This window comes from Lewinella sp., assembly GCF_050633125.1.
Lineage (GTDB): Bacteria > Bacteroidota > Bacteroidia > Chitinophagales > Saprospiraceae > Lewinella.
The window spans coordinates 18,031-44,653 of the sequence record NZ_JBOEFX010000080.1; the positions used below are offsets into that span (position 1 = coordinate 18,031).

18 protein-coding genes are annotated in these 26,623 nt (G+C 45.1%); 5 read left to right on the plus strand and 13 right to left on the minus strand.

The features are described 5' to 3' along the window. The first annotated feature begins 38 nt into the window (after positions 1-38). From ACRBG0_RS17565 to ACRBG0_RS17575, 3 genes are all read left to right on the plus strand, one after another. A complete protein-coding gene (locus tag ACRBG0_RS17565; RefSeq protein ID WP_431488167.1) occupies positions 39-881 on the plus strand; it encodes a DUF4249 family protein in 843 nt (280 codons plus the stop codon). A 22-nt stretch (positions 882-903) separates the two neighbouring features. Further along, positions 904-1,455 (plus strand): hypothetical protein, encoded by a 552-nt coding sequence (locus ACRBG0_RS17570; protein ID WP_431488168.1) that lies wholly within the window; start codon positions 904-906, stop codon positions 1,453-1,455. Positions 1,456-1,700: 245 nt separating this feature from the next. Beyond that, positions 1,701-2,813 carry a tetratricopeptide repeat protein gene (locus ACRBG0_RS17575; RefSeq protein ID WP_431488169.1) on the plus strand — a complete coding sequence of 371 codons (1,113 nt, stop codon included), beginning with the start codon at positions 1,701-1,703 and terminating at the stop codon, positions 2,811-2,813. A gap of 4 nt (positions 2,814-2,817) precedes the next feature. On the opposite strand, the gene ACRBG0_RS17580 is transcribed toward ACRBG0_RS17575, so the two are convergent. The 4 genes from ACRBG0_RS17580 to ACRBG0_RS17595 all read right to left on the minus strand — a co-directional run bounded on the left by ACRBG0_RS17580 (position 2,818) and on the right by ACRBG0_RS17595 (position 14,812). Then, complete coding sequence (locus ACRBG0_RS17580) at positions 2,818-4,062, minus strand: mechanosensitive ion channel family protein (protein ID WP_431488170.1); 1,245 nt, start codon at positions 4,060-4,062, stop codon at positions 2,818-2,820. A 129-nt stretch (positions 4,063-4,191) separates the two neighbouring features. Then, positions 4,192-5,106 (minus strand): PorP/SprF family type IX secretion system membrane protein, encoded by a 915-nt coding sequence (locus ACRBG0_RS17585; protein ID WP_431488171.1) that lies wholly within the window; start codon positions 5,104-5,106, stop codon positions 4,192-4,194. A gap of 155 nt (positions 5,107-5,261) precedes the next feature. Then, a complete protein-coding gene (locus ACRBG0_RS17590; protein WP_431488172.1) occupies positions 5,262-7,868 on the minus strand; it encodes a gliding motility-associated C-terminal domain-containing protein in 2,607 nt (868 codons plus the stop codon). A 143-nt stretch (positions 7,869-8,011) separates the two neighbouring features. After that, a complete protein-coding gene (locus ACRBG0_RS17595) occupies positions 8,012-14,812 on the minus strand; it encodes a PKD domain-containing protein (RefSeq protein ID WP_431488173.1) in 6,801 nt (2,266 codons plus the stop codon). Positions 14,813-15,135: 323 nt separating this feature from the next. Between ACRBG0_RS17595 and ACRBG0_RS17600 the strand changes: the two genes are divergently transcribed. Further along, on the plus strand, positions 15,136-15,897 hold the full coding sequence (locus ACRBG0_RS17600; RefSeq protein WP_431488174.1) for a patatin-like phospholipase family protein: 762 nt from the start codon (positions 15,136-15,138) through the stop codon (positions 15,895-15,897). A 214-nt stretch (positions 15,898-16,111) separates the two neighbouring features. Here ACRBG0_RS17600 and ACRBG0_RS17605 read toward each other — a convergent pair whose 3' ends face one another. Next, positions 16,112-17,347, minus strand: a complete 1,236-nt coding sequence (locus tag ACRBG0_RS17605) for a nuclear transport factor 2 family protein (protein ID WP_431488175.1) — start codon at positions 17,345-17,347, stop codon at positions 16,112-16,114. A 112-nt stretch (positions 17,348-17,459) separates the two neighbouring features. After that, positions 17,460-18,770 carry a cystathionine gamma-synthase family protein gene (locus tag ACRBG0_RS17610; RefSeq protein ID WP_431488176.1) on the minus strand — a complete coding sequence of 437 codons (1,311 nt, stop codon included), beginning with the start codon at positions 18,768-18,770 and terminating at the stop codon, positions 17,460-17,462. A gap of 232 nt (positions 18,771-19,002) precedes the next feature. On the opposite strand from ACRBG0_RS17610, the gene ACRBG0_RS17615 reads away from it, so the two are divergent. Beyond that, the gene (locus ACRBG0_RS17615) at positions 19,003-19,470 is read left to right on the plus strand and encodes an Lrp/AsnC family transcriptional regulator (protein ID WP_431488177.1); all 468 of its coding nucleotides are present in this window, start codon (positions 19,003-19,005) and stop codon (positions 19,468-19,470) included. A 147-nt stretch (positions 19,471-19,617) separates the two neighbouring features. Here the strand turns inward: ACRBG0_RS17615 and ACRBG0_RS17620 are convergent, their stop codons facing one another. The 7 genes from ACRBG0_RS17620 to ACRBG0_RS17650 all read right to left on the minus strand — a co-directional run bounded on the left by ACRBG0_RS17620 (position 19,618) and on the right by ACRBG0_RS17650 (position 26,339). Then, the gene (locus tag ACRBG0_RS17620) at positions 19,618-20,589 is read right to left on the minus strand and encodes a YheT family hydrolase (RefSeq protein ID WP_431488178.1); all 972 of its coding nucleotides are present in this window, start codon (positions 20,587-20,589) and stop codon (positions 19,618-19,620) included. A 6-nt stretch (positions 20,590-20,595) separates the two neighbouring features. Beyond that, a complete protein-coding gene (locus ACRBG0_RS17625; protein ID WP_431488179.1) occupies positions 20,596-22,164 on the minus strand; it encodes a CotH kinase family protein in 1,569 nt (522 codons plus the stop codon). A gap of 30 nt (positions 22,165-22,194) precedes the next feature. Continuing rightward, the gene (locus ACRBG0_RS17630; RefSeq protein ID WP_431488180.1) at positions 22,195-23,787 is read right to left on the minus strand and encodes a CotH kinase family protein; all 1,593 of its coding nucleotides are present in this window, start codon (positions 23,785-23,787) and stop codon (positions 22,195-22,197) included. 163 nt (positions 23,788-23,950) lie between these two features. Next, positions 23,951-24,181: a hypothetical protein gene (locus ACRBG0_RS17635; RefSeq protein WP_431488181.1), complete on the minus strand. Its 231-nt coding sequence runs from the start codon at positions 24,179-24,181 to the stop codon at positions 23,951-23,953. Between the two features lie 83 nt (positions 24,182-24,264). Beyond that, positions 24,265-24,738 (minus strand): fatty acid hydroxylase, encoded by a 474-nt coding sequence (locus ACRBG0_RS17640; protein WP_431488182.1) that lies wholly within the window; start codon positions 24,736-24,738, stop codon positions 24,265-24,267. A gap of 155 nt (positions 24,739-24,893) precedes the next feature. Beyond that, a complete protein-coding gene (locus ACRBG0_RS17645; protein WP_431488183.1) occupies positions 24,894-25,643 on the minus strand; it encodes a tetratricopeptide repeat protein in 750 nt (249 codons plus the stop codon). 93 nt (positions 25,644-25,736) lie between these two features. Then, positions 25,737-26,339, minus strand: coding sequence for an RNA polymerase sigma factor (locus ACRBG0_RS17650; protein ID WP_431488184.1), 603 nt, complete (start codon positions 26,337-26,339; stop codon positions 25,737-25,739). Positions 26,340-26,623 lie beyond the last annotated feature (284 nt).

Sequence of the window (26,623 nt, forward strand, 5' to 3'; positions counted from 1 at the left end):
ACTAAACGCCTGATCATAATTTTTAAAACAAAATAACAATGAATCAATTTCAATTATACATACCAGTTGCCTTTGTTTTACTCCTAAGCTTAATGGCTTGTGAAAAAGACGAGGTAACCAACCTAATATCGGAAACGCCAGTGGTCACAGGTTTCCTTTATGCTGGCCAAAGGTGTGACAGTATTTTTATCGTCAGGACGATTTCTTATGGAAGTAGTGATACGACAGCTTTGCCGATCAACGGTCTGGATGTGGAAATATCTGATGGTGATAGGACCTATCCGCTTATGAATGAAGAGGCCGGTTATTATTATAGTCCAGATCTCAATATTGAGAGTGGCGCAATTTATACCCTTCAATTTGAGTACAACAACACCCTTGTAGCCGCTACGACCTTTGTTCCTATGAAAAAAGAAGCGGTCATTTCTGACACCCTAATTGAAATGGAACGAATAGTTTTGGGCTCTTTCCCGCCGATGGGAGGAGGAACACCCGGAGAAAATGCCATCGAGATCACCTGGGATAATACGGAAGGCGATTATTACTATGTTGTTATTCAGAATATGGAAGAAGATCCTGATTATATTAATGAACTCTTTGCAGAGCAGGATACACTGCAAGAGAATTTTCGAAATTTTCAATTTATCAGCGAACCCCAGGTGAGTGATTATTATAATATTGACCCCAATCGGGAGATTCGTCAATTTGGAGTACACCGCGTTATCGTATTTCGCGTGAATCCAGAATATGCAGCATTGTACAGTGTTTCAGATGTTTCTACGCTGAGTATTACAGCGCCGCCTTCCAATGTGGAAAATGGGCTAGGGATTTTCACGGGAGTATCTAGTGATACTTTATTTTTTGAGGTGAAAGAAGAATAGTATCTTGGGAAATATCGATTTTATGAACCTTATACGAAATGGAATATTTACAGCCTACAAAAACTACGAACTTAAGCTCATTGAGTCTCGAGAGGAAGTCCCTGTTCCAATTGAAGAGAAAAGCTATCAAATTTGGTATGAGAACAATGCAAATTGTCCTTTTGGGGATTTCATAAAATCCAGTCACAATAATGGATTTTATAAAATAGTCACCATCGATCAGCTGAAGGATGTTTTTGCTGTACGGACTTTAGGGAAATATAATAACAAAGTCGTTGAGGTTTTTCCTTCTAGAGAAAAAGACCATCTTCAAATCTCAACAAGAGATAAATCCACTGCAACCGACTTGCATTTTACCAAAGTAGGAGAAGATTGGTATATGAAAGAGGTTGACAGTTCTGCGTTGGAGTTGGTATGGGAGAAAATTCTTCGGGTGAAAACTCCCAAGGATAAGCAGGAGCAGATATTTAGATTAAAAGAGTTAATGAAAAGGCCGGCATTGGATGTTCACGTGAAAATGAATCCTTTGCTCAGTTTATTTCGATACGTTCTTGGTAGCAAAAGAAGTAATTAGATTAAGTCAAGCCTTGAGTGTTTTCGCTGCGGCATTTGTTGTTATGACGATTGTCCTATTCTTACTACCAGTTAATGAAAACAATGATAGGATTATTTACGGGACCTATTTTATAACTTTATTGCTCTTCTCATTTTACACTAGGTACAAGGTGCGTAGATTACCTTAGTAGCGTTATTTTTGAGAAAGGAAGCTGCCATAAATACCTTTTTTACTTGATATTTAATTATTTTAAAGCCCTCATTATGCTGAATCTTACGCTCTCTTTCGTGTTTTTATTACTCTTTTCCTTTGCAATGAATGCTCAAAGTGGCGCTGAAATGAAAGCAGATTCGCTCGCGCTAATTGGTATGAACCTCATGGATGAAGGAGAAATCGCTGCCGCTATTGATTATCTCGAACAAGCCAAAGTAATCTTTCCGGGCAAGTCTACCTACGATTATGAAATAGGCTTGGCGCATTACAAAGGCGGAGCGTATGATGCGGCACTCCCTGTTTTTAGGTCCCTGCTCAAAGGCGCTGATAGCCAACCGCTTTATTACCAAATGTTGGGCAATACCTATGATGTACTTGGTAAGCGCAAGAAAGCCAAAAAGGTATACGAAGAAGGGTTGGAAAAATTTCCCAACTCAGGGCCGCTGTATTTAGAATCAGGGGTGGTGGCCATGTCAGAAGAAGACTACAACCTCGCGCGTTATTATTGGGAAAAAGGCATTCAGGTTGATCCTACTCATCCTTCGAATTACTATTGGGCAACCAAGTTTTTTGCGAGCACTTCCGAAAAAGTATGGGCGCTTCTTTATGGAGAAATTTTTCTCAACCTTGAATTTGGAACAGAAAGGGTAGATGAAATTAGCGGCTTACTTTTTGAGCTTTATAATGAGGTTTACGTTGTGGAAAGCGATACTTCTGGTAGCTTCGACCTTACCGAATCAGGGTTTACCATCTCGGTCGATCGATTGAATTTGGAAACACTTCAAGCAAACAACTTTGCTTTGCTGCCCTTTGAAGGGGAATTTGCTACGAAATATGCGGTGACAGCTATCGTCTATTCCGATGCTCCTCTTGACCTGGAGGGGATTCACCAAGCCCGTACCGTTTTCCTGGAATCCTGGATGGACGAAGAGAACAACAGCCAGGAAAAATACCCTTTTGTACTTTTCCCTTATCAAGCCGAAGTGATCGAAGCTGATTATTTTCAACTATATAATTACTTCTTGTTCAGAGCCGGAGATATAGCATCTTTTGGAGAATTTTATCAGGAAAACGATTTAGAATACGATGCTTTTTTCGAGTGGTACAATGAGCACAATCTGGATTTTACCAATAATAACCATAGTCGCTTGAATTTTGAATAGCGCTTTAATTCGTCAGTTTATTAAAATCCCTGCCGCTGGGATCTTGAAAAACGCGTAAATCAAATTCCGGGACAACCGCTAAAATATGATCGAAGATATCAGCCTGGATATTTTCATAATTAGCCCATTCCTGGTCTTTGCTAAATACATAAATCTCGATGGGTAGGCCATGTTCTGTTGGCGCAAGTTGCCTTACCAGAAACGTCATGTCCTTATTGATCATTGGGTGGTTGCCTAAATAAGCTTTAACATAGGCACGAAATGTTCCAATGTTGGTCATTCTTCTACCATTCACGAGGCTGGAGTTATCCACCTGCTCTTGCTTATTGCTTTGTTGTAACGCTATGGTTTTTTCCTCAATGTAATCGGAGATATACTGGATTTTACTAAAACGGTCCAGCATATCTTCTGTGCAAAACCGAATGGTGTTAATGTCGATGTTGATAGAACGTTTAATCCGTCTACCACCTGATTCAGACATGCCACGCCAGTTTTTAAAGGACTCGGTAATTAAAGCATAGGTAGGAATTGTCGTAATGGTTTTGTCCCAGTTTTGCACTTTGACGGTCGTTAAAGCGATTTCAACGATATCACCATTTGCACCATATTTTGGCATCTCAATCCAGTCTCCTTTGGCTACCATTCGGTTAGCTGATAACTGTATTCCAGCTACAAAACCCAAAATAGCATCCTTGAAAATAAACATCAATACTGCCGTAAGAGCGCCTAAGCTGCTAAATAAATAGACAGGCGTTTTATTCAGTAAAATGGAAATGATAAATATGCCACTGGTGAAATAAATGATGATTTTAAGAACCTGAATAAAGCTTTTTATAGGAAGTCTATTTGAAACCTCATAGGTGCTGTAAATAGCCAGGGAAGCATTTAGAAAGGCATCAATAGCCAGTATCCCCATCGCAATCATGTAGATGAAAATGAGCCCGTTAGCCAAAGAAATGAACGAATCGTAACCCGCCAGAGGAATTGGAATAGATAAATAAATGAAAATGGCTGGCGCCAGATAAGCGAGACGGTTGAATACTTTTTTATGCAGAAGCATATCGTCCCATTGCGTTGCTGTTCGGCCAATAATAGCAGCGAGTGCCCTTAGGATAAAACGCTTCGCAAGCAAATAAACAATAAGGCTTAAAACAATAATCAACACAAAAAGTAAGCTGCGTGATAAAAGATCGGCAGTAGACAATTCGAGGCCCTGCTTTATTATCCAGTTTTTAAAAATGTCAAGCATACGTAGGCTAAATTTTAGAGCTTGTTCGGAAAATTTCCAAACAAGCTCTAAAGATACTCGTAATACAACTAAGCAACAGATGATCAATAAGTGCCTGGTTTTATTCAGGTGTAAAATCAGGCGTAGTCACTACAGCGCATACCGATAACCCACCAAGGCCTGCAGACTTACCCCCTGTTCTTGCCCTCGACTGGAAATGCTATAGCTGGCCATCGTACCGATACGTAAACTGCCAGCACCGACATTCGCCACAATATAGCCCAGTTGTACCCCGGTGCGGAAAGAAGAGTCTAAGGTCAACCCTGTCCAGAAGGTGTCGTACATTTCGTATTGCAAGCCCAGTTGGAAGTGCATTATGTTGTTGGTCGCGTACAGTACTTGTAGGCTAGGCTCTACAAAACCACTGCGGTGATCAAAGTGATAACCTACCAAGCCAAAGCCATGAAGTACTCGCTTGAAGTTAGCTGTCTCGTTGAATTCCGCAAAGCGTAGTGCTCCCGGCATCACCTGCTGGGCACTCAGGCCCGCAAAGAGGTAGGATTCTTCATAGTCGTCAGGATCAGCCCCTGTGTAGTAAACACCAACGCCAAAGTTGGTCTGATTGATCGTGCTTTCCCCGGTACCTAAAAGTTGATCATCAAGGTCGTAAGCAGCCAAGTCATTACCATTAAAACCAAACTGACTCAGGTTGGCCATTACCCCGATGGCGAGCCGATGATTGTAGTCCAGCTTTATTTGGTAGGCATACAGCAGCGAAATACTGGTTTGCCGCAAAGGCCCCGCTTGGTCGTTTTGCACCTGCAGGCCCGCACTCATGTTGTAATCCAGGATAGGCACTTGAATGTCGGCCATAACCGTTTGCGGAGCACCCGCAAAACCCATCCACTGTTGATGATAAACAGCTTGGGTTTCTACATAACTCCAAGGTGCCGTCATCGCCGGGTTCCAACTCGCGTAGGTAGAACTGAACGCAGTTGTGTGAGGCACTTGTTGGGCCACCAGCCAAAGCGGGAAAAACAAAATGAATAGGGTAGTATATCTCATAACAAAAAGGTTGTTCCAATTAAGTAAAGCGTTGTTGGCGCTTCTGTTTCTCTGTGGTGAAACTAATCTAGCTACTTTTTTACCACAGAGGTGTTTTTTTAAAAGAGTTTGAACTTGGCAAAGCCACACTATGTGTCTATGTGATAAATGAAAAATCAATCAACCACAATCGTCAAAGCACTCTTGATGGGCTTCGAGGCAACATCAATGTTTAGCACATAGTAGTAAATGCCCGGTGGCAAGGGCTGGCCATTCCGGGTGCCATCCCAGTATTCGCCGTCGATCTGGTAGTTGGGCTTGCTGAAGATCAAGTCACCCCAACGGTTGAAGATGCTGAGTTGATTACCCCGGTAGTTTTCTAAGCCCCGAAAAATTAGAACGTCGTTTTTACCATCGCCGTTAGGAGAAAGGAAGTTGACAAGGTCTACCAGTACCTCAGGTGCTTCTTCTACGTTTACGGTTAGCGTTTCGGTTACGATACAGCCTTCCGAAGAAGTAATGTCTACGAGGAAAGTAGTTGTCTCATCCAGCGTAACTTCTGGATCAGGGCAGTCAATACAAGATAATTCTACGTTTGTCATCCAGCTGTAGGCAATACCGCCTTCTGCAAACAAAGTGAGGGCTTGCCCGGAAAAAATAGTCGTATCCGGCCCTACAGTTGTAGGAAAAGGAATAAGGCTGATTGCAACGGTGTCGCTTAAAGCACAACCATCCTCGCTGAGCGCATCAAGCACGACCAGGCCTTCATTTGATACCAGAAGCTCTGGAGCATCAGTGCCGGTCGGTACGCCATCAACGGTCCAGTTAAAGGTTATTAAATCTTCATTAGCCAAGAGTATCAAGGTCGTTTTGGGACAAATACTGGTATCTGGCCTCAAATCAAGCAAGGGAAGGATTGCATCGCTGACAATCACTTCATCCATAGCCGTACAACCAGCATCATTACTTGCACTTACGGTGTAAAGCCCTGTTTCCGTAACCGTAATCTCATTAGTCGTTGGTGTAATTGGCTGCCCATCCAGCGTCCAGTTGTAGACAAAGGTAGGGTCGGTTCCTGCGCTTAGGGTGGCTGTTTCACCGGGGCAAATCCCGACATCTTCGCCTAGCTCCAGCACTGGCACCGCATCAGCTTCAATGGTGATTTGATCAGTACTGGTACAGCCTGCTGCATTGGTTACACTTACCGCGTAAGTTCCTACCGTATTGATGCTTATTTCATTGGTCGTTTCCGTTAAGGGTTGCCCCTCGAAGGTCCAACTGTAGGTGAGGTTTTGGTCTTCACTTGCGGATAGGGTTGTTTCTTCCTCTGGACAGATGCCAAAATCATTTCCTAACTCGATGCTAGGCGCAGCTACTTCTGTGATGGTAACCTGATCGGTAGCGGTACACCCGTTTTCATTGGTTACAGTTACGGCATAAACCCCAGTGGTATTTACCGTTACTTCGTTGGTGGTTTGAGGGAAGGGCTGCCCATCTAGCGTCCAGCTGTAGGTGAGGTTGTTCATTGTGCTGGCGGTTAATGTAGTTTCGTCGTTGGCACAAAGTTCAAGGTCTTGCCCCAATTCGACTTGCGGTACCATGCTTTCGCTAACAGTTACTTGATCAACGGCGGTACAGCCGGCAGTATTGGTCGCACTTACGGCGTAGATGCCCGCTTCAGTAACAGTAATCTCGTTAGTGGTTGGCGTAATTGGCTGCCCATCCAGCGTCCAGTTGTAGACAAAGGTAGGGTCGGTACTGGCGGTTAGGGTTGCGGAGTCATCCGGACAAATAGAAAAGTCATCTTCCAGCACAATCTCAGGGGCACCGCTTTCTGAAATGGTGATCAGGGTATCAATAAGGCAATTTGAATCATCTTGTATTTGTACTAGATAGCTGCCTGCTGCCAATTGATTCTCTACTGCGTCAGGCGAAAATCCATCACCAAAATCATAGAGGTAATCTGGCATTCCTCCGCTTACGGTTAGCATGATGGAACCAGTAGGCGTGTCACAGTTACTTTCTTGTAGTTGAATATTGTCGACTTGGATAGCGGATGGTTCCGTAATTACAAAGTCATCTTCGTAAATACTACCGTTTTGGTCGGTAATAGTAAGGGCATAATCTCCTGCTGCAAGATTGTCGATATTCGGATCACTACTGGTAAACCCGTCTGGGCCTGTCCAGCTAAATACATAACTAGGAAGGCCACCTTCAACGTTAGTTGTTATACTGCCTTGGCTTTCGCCGAAACAAGTGTTGGATGTCGTCGAGGTTTCTACCTGTAAGGTTTCTGAAATAATTTGGACCTCTCCATCAATATAGGTGCCGTCTATTTCTTCAATGAGTACGCCATTGATCACACCTATTTGGATTGGGGTAGGAGCGTTGACAAAACTCACCGGCGAACTGTCGCCGAGATCGCCAATAGCGAGGAAGGTTACCGAAAAAATAACGCTGTCATCGGGTAAGGTAAATCCACTCACTTGGCCATCGAACCACACAAAAGTGAGGCGGCCGTTAGCAATATCTGTTTCCCCAAAATTGAACTCCGACATGCCGGGTAGGCCATAGTCACCTGTGTTTTGGTAAGTAACCACTGCGGGGTCCCACTGGAGGGTGAATTGAATACTTACTACATCATTAAAATTCGCTACCGATACGGGCACACTTATGGTGCTTCCTTCCAGTACTGTTTCCTGCCCCGCCGTAATAATGGGGGCTTGGGCCTGGAGAGCCACAACGCTCAAGAAGAGTAAAGTGAGTAAAATGTAGCATCTCATTGGGGATGATTTTGGGTGTTTGTTCTGCAAACCTGATTAGGCGAAAAACCTTCCTGTTGAGCCACAACAGAGATGGCTTTTCATATGAAAAAGAGATATCCCGCCGGAACAAGCGCCGGCGGGAATCTCCAAAAAATCCAATTTTACTTTTGTAAAACCACCTTCTGCGTAGTGGTGAACGCTCCAGCCTTGAATACCAGGTAGTACATGCCTGCTGCTGGCAAATCACGACCATCTAGTTGTACGGTCTGCTGCCCGGCAGGGTAGTATGCTGCCTGACGAACGATCTGCTTACCGCTGATGTCCATCAACTGAATTTCAACATCAGCTGCTTCTGGTAGGAAGAAAGTCAAAGTTGCTTCTGCTACGAATGGATTCGGCTTAAGGGCCTCTACCGATACGTTTTTCTCAACAGGATTGCTGGTCGAAGTTACCTCCGAGCGGTAATCAGTATGAATGTCCAGGGCTTCTCCCGTATTCGTGTAACCGGCAGATCGCATTGTCGCTACATTCGTCTGAATACGTTCTTCCATGCTGGTGCTGATATTCGATGCCGCAAACTTCAGGGTGAAGAGTACTTCGTCGGCCTCCAATTCCCAGCCGTCTATTTGCGCGGTAGGGTCATACCATAGGGTAGTGATCAAGCCCTCATCGAGGTGATTACGACCAAAGAACGTCTCATTCAAGCCAGGTAATGAACCCGGAATAACTTCTGCCAACTGCATTTGGTACTGGTCAAACCAGATGTCAAATTGGTAAGCAGAGATCGTCGTATGTTCCGCTGAACGGAAGCTGATGAGCACGTCACCATTCACGTCGGTTGTTTCCGTAATCACTAGGTTGAGGATGCCACCGTTGGGTGCTTGTAGCCCCATCGCCGTATTGTTTACATCACCCAATTTCATGGCAATGAAATCGTTGCCCATGGTGTCACGGTCGAGGCTCACAAAGTCAATCTCCTCAGGGAAGGCTTCCTGTAACGGGTTAGCTGGATTGAGGAACGTATATTCCTGATCTACAAAACGCCAAGAGTTGAAGTCTGGGAATTCCGTCGTGATATTCAATATCAGTTGTTGGATTTTCACCAGGTCAATACCACTTACCAGACCAGAAACGTCTACGTCGGCAGCAATGATTTTGTAAGGAGAATCCAGCATCTGTACATTGAGGATGTGGCGTTGAATCAAAGCCAAATCCAAGGCAGTTACACCATCCACATGGTTGGTATTACGCATAGGCGTTACCGTGTAAGGCTGCCCCGCAGTAAGATCGAGGAACTCGTAGTCACCAGCGGCATCCGTCATAGTGGATGGTTGACCGGTACAATCTACAATTACTTCGTCCAGTGGAGCACCGGTTTCCCGGTAAACTTTACCAAGGATGTCGACTTTGGCCAGGATACATGCTTCGCCAGCGTTCAGTACGTAAGGCACGGCACCAACAATACCTCCATTGATGGCTCCTACTTCCACAAAGGTAGGGCTGTCATCCATAAATACGGCGGTACATTCATCTACGGTAGAAAGCAATTCTACTCGGATGGTATAAATTACTTCCCCGTCAGCAACACTTACCCCATTGGCGCTAAACCATACCGAAGTGATGGTCTCGTCACTGGCGAGGTTGAAGTCTGAGTTGTCTAATTCCGAAAGGTTGAAGTTGTTTACTCCCACCAAGCGTGCAATCGAGGGGTCTGCTACGTGGATCGATTTCTGGAAAGAAACGATGTCCGTAAAGTTCTCCACACTAACTGGAATTTCTACGATCTGTCCAGGTTGCCCGGTAACGGTACCTATGTTGAAGGTCACTGCTCCTGTGGTACTTACGTCTACCGTCACGGATTCACAAACGGTGTTGTCGCCACAATCATTGGTTACTGTTAGGCAAACGGTATAGATTCCAGGCGTAATGTAATCGTGTACTGGGTTTTGGTCGGTAGATGCCATGCCGTCACCAAAGTCCCACGACCAAGCGAAAGGCGAACCCGTAGAGTTGTCAGTAAAGGTAGCTTCCAGTTCATTTGTTGCGGAAGTAAACGCTGCTATTGGCGCAGAGCCTGGGTTGTCCATCACTTCTGCGTCCGCGGTAGCGGTACAACCGTTTATACCGGTTACAGTAAGGGTATAAGTACCCGCTGCATTTACCGTTGGGTTCTGAGTAGAAGACATAAACATATTCGGTCCCGTCCAGGCGTAGGTGACGCCAGGAGTCGTTGAGCTACCCATTAATTGCACACTTCCTGTTAGACAGTTTAAAGTGCCACCGATAGCCATTGCATCAGGAGCGTCGGTATTGCCCGTTACGGTAGCTGTAGCCATTGCGGTACACCCATTGGTGCCTGTATAGGTTACGATATAATCGCCAGCCATACTTACAATAGGGTTCTGTTCGCTAGACATGAAGGTGTTCGGTCCCGTCCAGCTGTAAGTGCCACCAGGAGGGTCACCACTAGCCATCAATTGTACATTGTTGCTTGCGCAATCCAGTGCGCCGCCAGTAGCAGTTATGGTTGGTGGTGCCGTATCCAGAATTGCCTCGACCATTGCCGTTGCTGTACAGCCGTTAGGTGCGGTAGCCACGACGGTATAGGTTCCTCCAAGGGCAAATACTTGTGGATTTTGATCGGTGGTGGTAAAACCATTAGGATCCGTCCATAGATAGGTTGTGCCTGGGGTCGTCGAATTCGCAGTTACAAAGAATGGCCCAGGGCCACAGTCAATCGTAGTACCCATTGCCGTTAGGTTGGGAACGTCTGCATCTTGATCGACCGTAGCATCCGCCGTAGTAGTACAGCCATCCGGAGACGTTACTGTCAGGGTGTAAGTGCCAGGCATGGTTACGAATGGGTTCTGATCACCCGACATAAAGCTATTGGGGCCTGTCCAACTATAGCTTACGCCAGGGGTAGTAGAGCTACCCATTAGCTGTACATTACCGGTTGCGCAGCTCAGCGTTCCGCCAGTAGCTATAGCATCAGGGGCAGTACCGCCGGTGACGATGATTTCGCCAATAGCGCAACAACCGTTGCCGCCGCTTACGGTTACAGAATAAGTACCCGCAGTAGTTACTTCAATGGTCTGGGTTGTTTCCAGCGTCGACCATTCGTAGCTGAGACCAGGGTTACCTGCATCCAGGGTAATGGCTGTGCCGCATACACTCTGAGGAGGGCCTAAATCTACTGTGATATCGTTAAGAACGTTGATCGTGAAATCTGTGCTAGTTATATTTCCACAAGCATCTTGCACACTAAACTGATAGTTGTACATAACAGTATCGCTAGGCACACAACCCACAATCAAACCCGGAGGAAGGATGGTTATCTGCCCACTCAAGTCGCCATCACAGGCGTCAAACGCAGCGAGGTTAGCAAAAAGCGTCGCTTCATCTGGGTAGGCATCATCACACCCAATGGTGATGTCATCAGGTACGCCTGAAAGTAGAGGCGCTTGCGTATCGTTGAGGTTGACGGTAATGGTAAACAGGTCAGGATTAGCATTGCCACAATTGTCAACGGCCTCATAAGTGTAGTTGCCAGAAGAGGCGTTGCCACCACCACAAGTGATTCCACTCGTGGCCAATACCAAGGTGACAGTTGAAGTTCCACAGGCATCAGTTGCTGTAGGCAGGTTGGCTGCCAGGATAGCGTCTACATCATCGCCACATTCAGCGTCGATGACGAGGTTTAACGCCGGAGTATCCCATTCTGGGGCTTGTGTATCTACGACCTCTATGTCAAAACTGAGCGAAGCACTTTGTCCACAGGCATCTTGAACGAAGAAATTATACTCTAATGTTTCTAGCGGTTCGCCAAAGGCACAGTCACCAATCACTATCACAATATCTCCAATGACGTCGTCACTGATGTCAAAACCATTTCCGTCAAGGACTAAAATGTCAGTACCAAATTCAAAAGAAGGAATAGGGTCACCACATTCTACCGTGACGGTGCCGGTAGGAGCACCGACAAACATAGGGGGAGCAGGTTGGAGTACCGTCAGGTTGACGACGTAAAACTCTTCGTTGCCACAATCATCCGTAGCCGTGAAGGTGATCACGTAATCCCCAGGAGGGTACAAGCCACTAGCGTCTTCGTCAGAGCTGCTGGCGAATGGGGAGTCATTGGTAATGGTGACAGCGCCACAACCGTCAGTAGCGGTAGTAGAAAGCCCAATCACAGCAGCCTCACAGGTGCCAGCATCGGTATCAACGGTAATATTCTGTGGCGGGCCAGTCGTAAAGACAGGTAAGGTATTGTCAGTCTCCGTTACCGTAATGGAGAAGAAATCGGGGTTGGCGTTACCACACTGATCTACGGCTTGATAGAAGTACGTTGTTTCTGAGGTTAAGCCACACAAAGGAGTAGCTAGCGCACCATCGAAAACAATATCTACGGTTGTAAGATCACAACCATCGGTTGCAGTAGGCAAGTTGGCTGCCAACAGTGCATCAATGTCATCGCCACATTCAGCGGTTAAGCTCAATTCCAGCGAAAGATCATCCCACACAGGGGGCTCTGTATCAATACGCGTTTGTGTCCAGGTTACTTCGTCAAAGTTACCGTTAGCATCGGTAATGCGGTAGGTGTCGGTGATGATTTGGATCGTACCGTCAGAACAGTCTTGCGTATCAAAATCACTGCCAACGTACTGGATGTTTGCACTGATATCACCATCACATTCATCAAAGGCAATAATATCTACACCGTTTACCAGAATAGGAGGTACACCTTCAGAACATTCGATAATCACATCCGTGACGAGTAGCGTGATGGTAGGATCATCCAAATCCGGATCGCAGGGGTCTGGCGCTACGATTGCACAACCAGCTAGCGCAGAAGTGTTAAGTGTGTTAGGATCGTACTGGGTGGCTGTAATGACTTGTCCTTCGGTAAGTGTGGCTGGGCCAGAGAAGTTACCAGATGCATCCGCCGTTAATTGCCCAATATAGAAACCTTGACAGGTGGTGTTTCCAGGACACGCATCATTGTCTTGAAAGTAAAATTGTACCTCTGCATTAGGGGCCGCAGTACCACTTACGACATCAGGGGTAGCGCTCGTAATAACCGGAGGTTGGATACCACCGTTGCCGCCGCTTTCCATGTTGATGGCAACATTTTCGTTACAATAAAAATTTGTTTCGGAATAATAGTTATTCTGTGCTCCCGAACGGTTAAAAATGCCAGTTTGGTTAAAGCTTACCGTATTTCTTATGAATTGATTGGAGGAAGCGTCCTGGACATAAAATCCAATATTTCCACCGTAATCGTCACCCGCAGCATTGGTGCCGATGAAGTTGTCTGTGAAGATATTGAAGGAGGTAGTGGCGTCCAGCATCGTGACGATATCGCTGGTTGTATTAAGTCCTCCCATGGTATTGTTAAAAACATTGATATCCCTGGAATCTTGTAGCCAAAGTGCTTCCGCATCGATAGTGCTAGCAACGCCATTTTCATCAATATTCAACAAGCATTCCGAAATAGTGCTGAATCCGGTACCCGCCAGGAAAATTTGAGTGAAACCACATTCTGTAACAATGCATTCAAAAATATTAAAGTTTGAATTGGCTGTCATGCTGATTCCAGCACCTACGGCATTAATTACTTTCAAACCAAGGATACCTACACCATCACCAAATACAACCACACCTTCATTGCCATCCATATCAATGGTAATAAGCGGTGTACCTGCATATCCAGGCTGAGACGTACCATACAAGATGATCCCTTCGTCCGTGATTTGAGGAAAGTTTGCTGCCATCGTAATGGTATGCGAACCGCTTCCATCAATATCAAAAAAGATATCGTCGATGAATGGTTGGGTATTAGCGCAATCAATTGCTGCTCGCAGCGAGCCAGGGCCACTATCTTCTGTATTAGTGACGTAAAGGGATCCGAGGGCGTGCTCAAAGCAACCCATATCCACTGAACATACTTTTACACGCTCGGTCAGATCAAGGTCTACATCCAGGGTTTCTCCGGCGCCATCGCCATCTACATCGAGGATGTCGCTAGGGAGCAGACTGGCGTCACCAGCATTAACGGCAGGGGATTGATCTTGCAGGCGGTAGTTGCCACCAGCAGGGCTGAAAAAGACAGGGTCACCAGTGATGTTGCCGTTAGTACCGATGGTAATGTTCGAACCACTAGCATCGCCAATCAGATTATTATTGGCGGTAAAAGATGGTCCAGTCTGAGCAAAATCCGGGCTACTACCCGTATTGTTGGCAATGATATTATTATACAGGGTAACATCCCCACCGCTCCCAGCTTGAAAAACGCCACCGCCACTACCTGCAGCACTGTTATCACTAATCGTATTGTTAATGATAGTAGCTACGGCACTAAATACAATAGCAATAGCACCACCGTTAGTATTTGATTGGTTGTTGTAAAACAAACAATTCGTAACGGTATTGGTACTGTTGGTGTTCAAATCCAGCGCACCACCCTGACCAGTAGAAGTGTTATCGATGAAGTTACAGTTTACGAAATTACCGGTACCAAAACCAACGGACACTGCACCACCAACATTAGCACCAGTGTTATTACGAAAAGTACAGTTGGAAGCATTAAGCGTAGCTACCGAAACTTCAATAGCTCCACCAAAAGCACCGGGAACATTAGCATTGGTCATCTCAAGATTTATCAGATTGACCACAGCATTGGAATAAACGCCAAATATCCGATTACTACCGTTGCCACTGGCATCGATGGTTAAACCGGCTCCTGAAGCATCCAAGGTCATGTCTTTACTGAGGTTAATCTGACCGGAGGTGAGTAAAATAGGGCCACCAACATTGAAGTCAATCGTGCCGCCGACAGGAATGTCGATCACTGCTTGCCGTAGCGTTCCCGGCCCGCTGTCGGCGACACTGGTGACAGTGATTTGCGCCATCATCCACAAGGGAAGCAAAAACGCAATAAATAAAAGGTGTAGTTTACGCATAGTACGAGGTTTTAAAAACTGAATATGGAACTGGGTTTTAGGTGTTGAACACCTGTGTGGTTCCGATTAAGTAATTGGATCAGCTGTTCACTGATGAACCTTTGTTCTATGCAAAATTAGCTGGTGAGCACCCGGTATTCACGGACATTTTATTAATTAAATAAGTTTTTAATTTTAATATTTTTTTGTTAATGAATTGATATTCAGAGCTTTGATTTGTTTTTTTATAAGTCTTGTTTTGATATTTTGTTCATAGGGTGAGTTTATTCTGATAAGGAATAAGTAGTTTCGCATTGTGTTGGTAGAAAAGTAAATAGATGAAAATGGAAACACCAAGTTATGGTATTGTTCTCTCCGGCGGTGGCGTAAGAGGGATTGCTCACTTGGGGGTGATCAAAGCTTTAGAAGAGCACGGTATTTATCCCGAAATCATTGCCGGAGCCAGTGCTGGAGCAATTGTAGGTGCCTTTTATGCTGCCGGACATTCCTGGCAGGAGATTCTTCATTTTTTTAAATCCACCTCCATGTTTTCCTGGCAGAACTATACCTACCGTAAGCCAGGCATTTTGGATACCGACAAGTTTGAAAGCCTCTTCGCTTCTTATCTGCCCGGGGATAGTTTTGAGAGTTTGACCAAGACCCTCTTTGTTTCCACTACGGATATTGAGAAGGGAAAGAATGTGATTTTTAAAGAGGGCTCCTTAGTGCGCAAGGTACTGGCATCGGCAGCTTTCCCGATGGTGCTTTCTCCCGTACGCATCTCTGGCATCTATTACGCTGATGGGGCCATCACTAATAATTTTCCGGTAGAACCACTCTTACCGCTGTGTGACAAGATTATAGGCTCTTACGTTAGCCCACTTCCCGTTGTTCAACCCGGTGAACTGACCAACTCAATGGCCGTACTAGAGCGCGCGTTCAAGATTGGCATGGCTGCTCTTTCTGAAAGCAAGTTTGAGCATTGCGATATCCTGATCGCTCCCCATCAACTCAATAAGGTAGGTACTTTCAGTATCAATCGTATTGATGAGGTTTTCGAAATTGGCTACGCGGCGGCTTCTCAGAAGTTGAAGGAACTCCATTAGTTGATGCTAAATGTAATCGGGGCTTCCAGGGGCGCAATGATTTTTCCGCCAATCGTACTAGTGCGATCATACGATTGGGGTACATTGACGTGTTTTGACCTCGGATGGGGGCGAATATCAATTCCAACCGAAGGACTGGTTAAGAAGAATCAAAATAGAGGTCGAATATTGGTGGAAAAGAGTAACGAAACGACCTCACCATAGAACCCCTTATTTACTGAATTTTACCCCGAACCCCTTCCGCCAGCATTTCCGTTTTTATCCAATAGATATCAGCCTGGCCATTGGTCAGTCGCGTAAAAAACAACACTTTCCCATCGGGCGAAAGAGAGGGCGAATATTCCCATGCAGCAGTGTTGATTAAGCCCTCCTTGTCAATAGAAATCGGTGGCGACCATTGGTTGTTTACCTTTTCGGAAAAGAAAATATCTGAATTGCCTACGGCATTGTGCCCAGCGCTCATGAACAACATTTTTGTGCCATCCGCGAACAAGAACGGTTCACCATCCACTTGATCGGTACTGATGCTGAGTTTCTCTGGTTGGTCTTCAGGGTGTTCAAGGCTATACATATCTACGGCATTCAAGCCAGTGCCCTCTCTGTCAGCATGGAAATAGATCGTTCCGTCGTGTTCGGTTGCGCCACTGTCGATACCATCAGTGCTGAAGTTTCCTCCTAAATGCACAGGTTCTGACCATGTTTCTCCACTCCATTCGGCGTACCAAATATCGTTCTTCAACTTTTCGGGGCCACCTTGAGTTGTAGGCCGGGTAGAGGAAAAGTAGAGCCGTTGTGAATGTTGATTGAAGGATACGTATTCGTTGTTCCATTCCTGGGAAAAAGGAGCAATGGTTGGGGTACTAAATTTACCGTCCACCCGCTTGGAAAACATTATTTTCTTGTTACCATTACTAGATCGAGTAAAAGCGATCCAACTTGCATTGATGAACGTGATTCCGTATTCATTGGCTGCGGTACAAATGAGGTCGGGAGCAAAGACCTTTGCTTCCGCAGGAACGGCTAAAGGGCCTTGCCAAAGCACCTGCTCGATCATCCAATGACCGCCGTGTTTGGCTAGTAAAATGTAGTCGATCCCCCACCACGCTGTAACCTTCGCCGTAGCAATATGGTCAGAAACATCGAGCACATCGACTGCCTTGGGGGCTCCCGGACGCACAAATTTTTCGTTCTCCAATACGTTTCTCGCGTAAGCGATGGCCTCGTCATAACTCATCAGACCCTCGCTTTCATAATGGCCGTCTTTATTTTTCCAGTAACCGGATTTATAAAGCGATGACACGAGCACCGTTTGTAGTTTGACGGTATCTCCTTCATAAAACCCTTCCAGGTAGTTCAGGCAAGCGCTCTTTACCGCTATTTCTTCTGAATTAGTCTGGGCAAATGTCACTGAAGTAAAAAGCAATGCGATTAGGGAAAGGGTAAATTTCATGGATGCATTGATTAGCTTAGATAATTTCAAGAAATTACCACTTTCCCCAGCACTATGAAAGCCTTCATCTTTGTCTAGCAATATATCCGAATGACTTTGCTTTGTATGCTACCTAATTTGAAGCAAATTGTGTCCTTTCTGCTTTCTTTTCGACCATTTTAGTGGCTACACTATCTAGCGCCTGTCCCAAATCCCAACATAAATCGTTGACATTTTCTACGCCTATTGATAAGCGTACCAGTTTGTCCGTAATCCCCAGCCGCTGACGGGTAGCAGGATCAACCCCAATATGGGTCATACTCGCCGGGTGTTGTGCCAGTGATTCTGTACTGCCCAGGCTTACCGCCAACTGGAACAAGCGTAGTTCATTGAGAAAGTGGAATGCTTCAGCTTCTGCACCTTTAATAGAGAAAGAAATCATGGCTCCTGGTGAGGTATACTGCTTCCGGTAAAGCTCATAAGCTTCACTGCCTTCGGGCAAAAGACCTAAATAATAGACCTTCTCTACCATAGGGTGTTCCTGTAGGAAAGTCGCAATCTCCTGGGCATTTTGCTGCTGGCGTTCCATCCGAACCTTTAGGGTCTCCAGGCTGCGTAGCAATAGCCAACAGGTATTGGGGCTCGACATATTGCCTAGGAAAGTTCGCAGAACTTTGATCCTTTTGATGGTTTCAGTATTACCTAATACTGCACCGGCAATCAAATCGCTGTGCCCGCCAATGTATTTGGTGGCAGAGTAAATGACCAGATCAGCACCTAGCTGAAGAGGGTGCGACCAAAGTGGCCCCATATAGGTGTTGTCTACGGCTAAGTGTATAGGCTGGTCTTCGCTTGCGAAGTGGTCGGCAACTTTGCGACACATAGCAATGTCGATCAGTGCATTGGTAGGGTTGGCCGGCGTTTCTACATAGACGAGTTTTAGACGATCTCCTTTTCCTGTGGCTTCAACACGGTCCACTATATCCTGATAATGATCTTCCTCGTTGAAAGCAATGGCTGTGACACCTAATTGTGGCAACAAATGATGGATGAAATGATCCGTACCACCATAAACAGGGTTACTATAAAGGAGTGCATCACCCGGCTTCAGATACTCCAATAAAACAGTACTGATCGCAGACATGCCACTCTCAAAAACGGCACAATCTTCCGCCTGATCCCATAAACAAAGACGGGTTTCCAGAATTTCAAGATTGGGGTTGTTGATCCGGCTATAAATCAAGCCCAGTTTTTCTTCTTGTTCTTTGTGCCTAAGCCCATAAGCAACTTCAAAAAAAGCCTTTCCTTCTTCCGCTGTTTTAAAAACAAAAGTAGAGGTTTGGAAAATAGGTGACTTAATGGCCCCTTCCGACCATTCCGGCTCGTAGCCGTGAGACATCATCAAACTTTCCGGTGCACATTTGTGATCGTGGTGCTTTTTCATGGTGGGCTGTTTTGAAGCAGTAGAGATATTCAACTGCCTGGTTGCTGATGGTGCAAAATTACCGGTGTTTAGATAAATAGTCTAGTGTCTGGTGATAAGGAAGGAGTTAATTCTATTAAATGATAATAATTTAGTTTTTTAATCTAATTTTGGTTGATGGAAAGGCTTGGTGTAGAAAAATAATCCTCAGCCATTTAGTAAGGGGTATAATGTGCCGCCAAAAATAACCACCATGGAAGCAAAATTAGATGCAATAGACCGCCGTATCCTGCAACTCTTGCAAGCCGACGGGAAACGGAAAATAAAGGAAATTGCTCACGAGCTGCAAATGACCAATACCCCTGTTTTTGAAAGAATTAAACGACTGGAAAAGGATGGTTTCATCAGGGGATATAAGGCCTTGCTGGATCGAACTAAGCTGGGGTTCATGCTCACCGCATTTTGCTCTGTCACTTTAGAGCAACACCACAAAGCTTACTTGGATCAATTTGAGGCGGATGTGCGAAAAATACCTGAAGTAGTCGCTTGCTACCACTTGGCCGGAATGTTTGACTACCTACTGAAAGTGTACGTAAAAGATATGGCTGACTACCAGTTTTTTATCACCAAAAAGCTAGCCTCACTAGCAAATATTGGCCGGGTTCAGAGCTCCTTCGTGATGACTGAAGTGAAAGAGGAATCTGTTCTTCCGATTGATTAATTTACGGCTTAGAAAAACAATAAAGGCGCATCTTAGTTTCCGAACTAAGATGTCATATCTGGCTGGTCTTCTGACCAGCTAGCAGCGCACTAGATGCTTGTGTATTTTCGTGCCTCAGTGTCTAGTAAAAAAGAAGGCAAGCCTCATTTAATTCTCCCGCCACTTCAAAATCTCTTGCCAGGCACGTTCTTCCATCCAGCTGTGCTTGTTTTTGCGTAAGCTAAATCCAACATGCCCGCCATCAGGCGTGAGTTCCAACGTAAGAAAAGGGTGGTCTTTGGCTTCCTCCAGCGGCAAGCAGGCCTCGGTAATGATCGGGTCATTAAGGGCCGAAACAGCTAAAACAGGCCGCGATAGTGTACTGACGAAATTTTTCGCAGATGCAAGGTCATAAAACTCCTGAGCGGAATCAACGCCCAGTATTGGTGCCGTGAACCATTCGTCGAATTGTTTCCAGGTTTCAATTTTGTCCAACTTTTCCATGTCCAGCTTCCCTGGGAAGCGTTGGTCTTTGATACGGAATTTTTCTCCCAGCTGCTTCATGAATCGCGTTTTATACAGCTCATTCCCTGGCAGCTCAAGGGCATCCACACTCGCTTCGAGATCAAAAGGGGAGGAGAAGGCAATGCCACCACGGATGACATCTGGCAAATCCGGGCTATGTACAGAAAGGTATTTGGTAGTCATTGCTCCGCCCATGCTATAGCCTATGAGTACAACTTCCTGGTAGTCTTTTTGCTGTAAAGCGTAAGTTGTTACCCTGTGTATATCTTCAATCTCTCCGTGATGGTAAAAACGAAATAAACGATTCATCTCACCACTGCATGAACGGCAATTCCAAGCTAGCGCATCCCAGCCGCGTGCGTGGAAGAACCGGGCTGCCGAGCGCATATAAGGGCGTCGGCTGTTCCCTTCCAGCCCGTGGGTAAGAATGACTAGGGAACGATTGCCCTTGTTTTGTAACCAGTCAAGATCGAGGAAATCACCATCGTCGAGCTCTAGCCGTTCCCGGCGAAAGCCTACTTTGGGGCCACGTAAAGCGGGTAGAATAGTTTGCCAGTGCCCGTTGATTTGATACCAAGGCGGGCCGGGGTAACTATCGGTGTGAAGGATTGCCACTGTTGCTTACTTTACTACAATTTCATAAAATTCCCGTGCGGCTCTGGCGGGAGAAAGTGCAGCAATGTACTTGTTCTCCGCCACTACATAATATTGTACTTCTTCTGTAAGCTCAATCTGTGCGGCCCATTCGTTGTTTTCATTAGCAGCCATAGGCTGGCGTTGCCAAGGGGCAAAAGCTTCTTGTCTGAAATAGATCCAAACTTCATCAGCCTCCGTTACAGAAGCGGTGATAATAGCTTCTTCACCAACAACTTGGTGTTGAACTTCACTGACGACTGGAGGTGCCTTTTGCATCAAAGGATGTGCCAGAATGTTTTCTGCCCTTTTGTCCATCAATTCTGTAATACCAATAATGCTGGAATTATCTACCCGAACGGTCTCATTGAGGTTCTTTTCGTAGAGCTCCATGGAATAGAGACGATTGGGGTCTTTATTGACGTCTTCACTAATGAGTGCTCGTATTTCATTTGCCCGCTCTTTGTACCAGCCGTTGCTGAAGTTTTCTTCTACAATGGTCTTTACATGAGCCAGGTACATCTTTCGGTAATGACTAACGCCTAGCAGTTTAAGGACAAAAGGGCGTTGGGTGTTGTTTTCTTTGTAATGTAAAAACAAACTCATATCCTGCATAGCTTCATTACTCAGCGGTGCTCCCATACCTGTATAACGAAAACCACCGAAGCACAAGTTCATGTCCCATAAAACAGGATGCCAGGTATTATATTCATCCTGATAGAGGTAATAATTGTGGCAAAGACGACCGATATAGCTATCAAGATTGACCATCACATTGTTATAAGCCAGCATCCAGAGTGCTTCGTTGATGTTCATCTGTTGCTCCAACGCTTCGGGATTGTTGTTGATAACATTAATCAACTCCATGAGTTCTCCCCAACCATTCTTTGATTTTATCTCATAGTAAGGGAAATAACAGACAGAGTCTTTGCCGAGAAATTCGAGACTCGCATTGTTTCCTTTTTTGCAATTACCGGGCGCACTTTGGTCCCAACTGGGGTCACATTTGAAGAAAACCCCTTTTTTGCTCCCATAGTATTGTTTCAAGAAATCTTCGTCTACCGATTCCGAGAGGTTATACAGTCCCATGTAGTCGTCGTTGACATATACGCGAGAGTAGTTAGCACGCGGAGCAGGTACATACTTACGGGCAATATCATAAGACAATACTTCCCGAATAAAGCTGGGGTCGCGGAAAACGTTGGAAAGCTTCAGCGTTTCGTAACCTCCGGGTAGTCGGGCATCCTTTTCTTGAAAGTTTACCTTGATATTGAAAGGTAGCTTACGGCCACCGGCATTTCGAACATTAAAGTAGGAGCTATTGCCTTTGTACCTAATCCCTGAATTAGGATATGCTTTTCCGTCAACGTTAACATCGGCAATAAGTCGTTCGTCTTGTCCTCGTTCTTTGAGCGAGTCCAGTAATTCGTGCCAGTTAGGTTCAGAAAAATTAATCCTAACCTCCACAATGTGTTCGAGCGTATAAAGCTTGTCCTGAGCTTGTAGAGCAAATGACAGAAAGCCCCAAAGGCTGCAGATAATAAGTATGCGATTCATTGACGATAGTTTACAAAAAAACACCCCTTCCTACTGGTTGACTTCCCGGAGGGTAGTTTTGTATTGTTCGAAATTGTAGTGGCTGGGGCTAAAGCTTACGGTCTTAACGTTTTCTGCCATCAAGTAGTATTGAATTTGGTTTTGACCATCGGTTGGTTTAATGACTGCACCAAAGACACCATCGTTGGCTTGCCCATCATAATGCTCCCCATCATTAAGCATAGGAACCATTTTGAAGGCTTCATTTTCGTTAAAACGATAGTAAAGGTAGACATTCTTGGGGTAGTCCTCTACCGTAGCATGAATTCTGAATTCATCAAGTTGGGTGCTGGAAAAACGTTCCCGACCTTCAACCCCCACTTTACTAATCGCCGGAGGAAGAAATATATAGACCTCCTGGCTTTCTAACCAACTGGCTCGCTTGTCCATAAAATCAACCAACCCAGGAATACGGCTACGCTTGCCAATGACCTCAGTTAGGCTTTGGTTAAATTCAATGGGCGAATAGTACTGGCCGGGGTCATTTCTGCGGGCTTCGCTGATCATGGCTTGTAATGCTTTGGCCCGATTTTCTAGTTTACCACTCATCACCCATTCGACAAGGATCGTGCGAAAGTGCGCAAGATATTGCTTGTAGTTGATCTCGTCAGCAAGAATTACGCTGATGAGCGGCCTTTCTTCATTGTTCAGGTGAAGATCGGGGGAAAGCGTTAGTAAAGTAGCAGTACTTAAGTCCGAAGAATTGGCACCGTCATTTTTGTAACTACCAAAAGCAAGGTTCAATTCTCCTAGAACAGGAGTGATCTTACCTCCAAGTGGCTGGTACAAATAATAATTACTTGCATACTGCCCGGTATAAGAATTCAGGTTTACCAAAACGTTGTTGAAGGCCAGCATCCAGAGCGTAGCATCAATATCTAGGAGCTTAGCTAAGTCGGCAGGTGATGACGCGAGGGTCGATGATAATGTTTGTACCAGGCCGAGGTCTCCTTGTAGAAGTTTCCAATTTGCAGCGACACAATTTGCAGATTCTTCATGTTGTAAAGAACCAAATACATTACGGCTGCACTCTTCCGAAACAATAGTTTGAGGCTCCTCTGTAGGAGTGACTAATGTGCCCTTGGCGTTCTCAAACCGATCTTTGAGATATCCTTTTTCTACTGCTTCTACATTAGCGAACAAACCATAGGGTTCCCCGTTGATGGTTACTTCTGCAAAATTGGCAGCGGGTGCATTAAAGTAAGTGCGGGCGATTTCACTAGCCAATACTTCGCGAACCAAAGAAGGGTCACGCAACGCACTGGACAGGTTGATAACATGGTGCCCCTGGTAATCTTTACTACCGAGATCAATGTAAAGGCCGTTACGCTTTCCATTAGGGGTGAATGAGCGGCCGTCGCGATAACGGATACCTACTTCTGTAAGGGCAGTGCCGTTTACCTGGAGATCACCGGTGAGGAGCTCGTCTCCGTTAAAACGAAGAGAATCCAGGAGGTATTTCCAATTGTCAGCATTGAAGGTGATATCAATTTGCTGGATGTTATCCGTTTGGTAAAAGTCATTTTGACTGCTACCAAAACTGCACAAAGAAGTAACGAGAAGAAGGGTAAGAATGTGCTTCATGATAAAAGGAGTAAAACTGCTCTGGTGATGAAAATAGCGTGCCTGGCACTCTACCGGCACAACACTGCAATATTAATGATTTTTATGCAGATCATTCCCTTTGCTTAGTAAGCAAGCTGACCCTTGTGCAGATGGTAGGGTTCCTTTAGGTAATGGTAGGAGATCAGGATGCAGAGGAGAAGAGTTGGGATATATGCAGAACGACATTCATAAGCATAATAGCCGCTAGGGCCAGCCCTAGCAGACGCATCCAGGTAGCGTTTTGCTGTCGGAAGCTTTCTGCCCGTTCCCGCCTTTCGGGATCTTTGACTTTGATAATGCCACGAGCAAAGAGATAGAGGTATACCCCAAGTGCTAATAATAAAATTTCTACAAGAAGGCCAAGGAATTCCATAGTTCAAGGAATTGGTAAGTAACATTGCAAAACTAAGTGCTTACGGGGGAAAAGCACGGAGTTGGCTGTTTTTTTTCTGGTATTTACTTACGCTCGCTTCTTTTGCGGAAATACTTGGTGTTTACGATTAGTAGGCCAAAAGATTCTCCGGCTTCTTTCTCACGGTTTGCGTGATGAGCACCATGCGCTCGAAGAATAGCCCTGCTGTAGCGGTTATCCAACTGACGAAACCACTTGAAACGCTGGTGAATATAAACGTCGTGGATAAGGAAGTAGATCAGCCCATAAATAGAAATGCCAATCCCTACGAAAGTGAGCCAGAAAAGGTTTTCTACATTCAACCCAATGATATAACTGGCCGCACTGGGAATGGCAAAAACCAGAAAAAATAGATCATTCTTTTCAAAAAAACCTTCATCATCAGGATGCGGTTTGTGGTGATCTTCGTGCCAGGTCCACAGTAAACCATGCATCACAAATTTGTGTGCAAACCAAGCAACGAACTCCATCGCAAGGGTAGTCGCTATGATAATGACAATGTAAAATAAGGTGCTCATGAGCAATGTTTTTTCTGTTGGGTTTTCAACAAAAAAATAGAGCGATGGTTTACTTCTACGTAGTACGAAAGGTCATTTTAGGAGATAAAAAATACTTATATGACCTTATGATCTCTTATATGGTTCAAATTTTCTTTCATAAGAAAGCCCTTGTGCTACCGAAGGGCATCCAATAAATTAACCGCTTTGCTGTGTAATTGGCCACTATCTGAAGGGATCTTTTCTAAGTAATCAACAGCGGCTTCAGGTTGGTCTTCCGCTAAGGCAAACAAAGCAGCGTACCAATAGGCCTGATCTTTTAGAATGGGGTGATCGAAAAGCGTTTTGATAGTGGATTTAGCTTGCTGAGCTTGGCCGTTTTCCCAATAGCTGATGGCGAGTGCCAGTTGCAGTGTTGGCTGCTCTGGTTCATTTTGCAAAATAAGACCAAACTCCTTGATCGCAGCAGTGTAATCTTTTTGTTGATAGGCTTCGAGTGCGATCATTGCAGGATCTTCTTCACCTGCACTACGTGAAGTAGGGTCTAAGAAATACACTTCGTAGTTGTCTGCAAATAACTCCTGTGAACTTGGGTTTTGCTGTAGCCAAAAAAGAATACCTAAGGCTCCTACTAAAAGTGCTGCTGCTGCACTCCATCGTAACCAAAGCTGTCGACCGATCGGTACAATCTTCGCCTCCTGATTATTCCCTACAATCTCTTCGTGAATCACCTGTAACCGACTCCTTAAATCTTGCTGACTTCCAAATGCAATGCCCTGCCTCATTTCTTGCTGGAATAAGGTGTCTTTGGCTAGCTTATTTTCTTCGGACAATCGTTGCCTAAAGGCTTTGTGAGCCTGTTGGTTTAGACTACCGTCCAGGTAATCGTCTATTTCGTTCCAATACTGATCTTCTTTCTCACTCATTTTGACTGATTATCAATCGTTCAGACGTAGTGGTACTATGCCTTTACGTTACAAAATTTCAACTATCAAACCTTATTCAACCATCAACCCAATTCATCCCCAAACCTCCTTAGCCACCGGTTGGGTTAAAACCCATTCCCGCAGTTTGCGTAGGCAGCGAGATTTTTTGTTTTTAGCAACCTGTTCGCCCGAGTAGCCCATGGTTTCGGCAATGCCTTTCATTTTGTGCCGCTCAAAGTAGTAGAGTTGCAACACCTTTTGGCAGTCACCGCCTAGTTGTCGTAAACCTTCCGCAACGAGTTGATTCCGGTCGTTGTCCTCTAGGATGTCAAGAATGCCAGCGTCCAAACTCACCGTTTCTTGGTGCACCTCGGTCAGGGGTGTTTCCCTTTTCTTTTTCCGCAATTTCATTAACCATAGGTTACGACATATTGCGTAGAGTAAGGTCTTCAAGCTAGCAGTGAGCACAAAGCCGGTTTGCCGGGTCTTGTGGAAAAGTGCCACTAAACCGTCTTGAAAAACATCGGCTGCGTCTTCTCGCTCGCCATTGTTCCGGATCACCAACTGCTCTATCATACCATAGTGCTGCTGATACAATGCACGCAAACCTTCATCTTGTTGGTTGCTGCGATTGGATTGTAAGGACTTCAGTATTTCCTGGTCGTTAATCAACAGGGTTTGACTATTATTGCTCAAAATGTAAAAAGGTAATCAAGCTGTTCAAGAAAATATCGGAGAATAAAAAGTAAAGATAGGTCTAAATCAATAAGGTCTAAAAATAAAATCCCGTATTCTGGTTACAAACCAAGAATACGGGATAAGAAATTTTTCCTTTCTGAAAAAGGAATTAACATGAGTCATCCCGAATTTTGATTGTCATCAAAATCCGTGCTGACCAACCGCAAAACCTATAGTTAAAGAAGAAACCCCACGATTTCTATTAGTGAAATCATGGGGTTTTCTACAAAAGTCAGATAAAT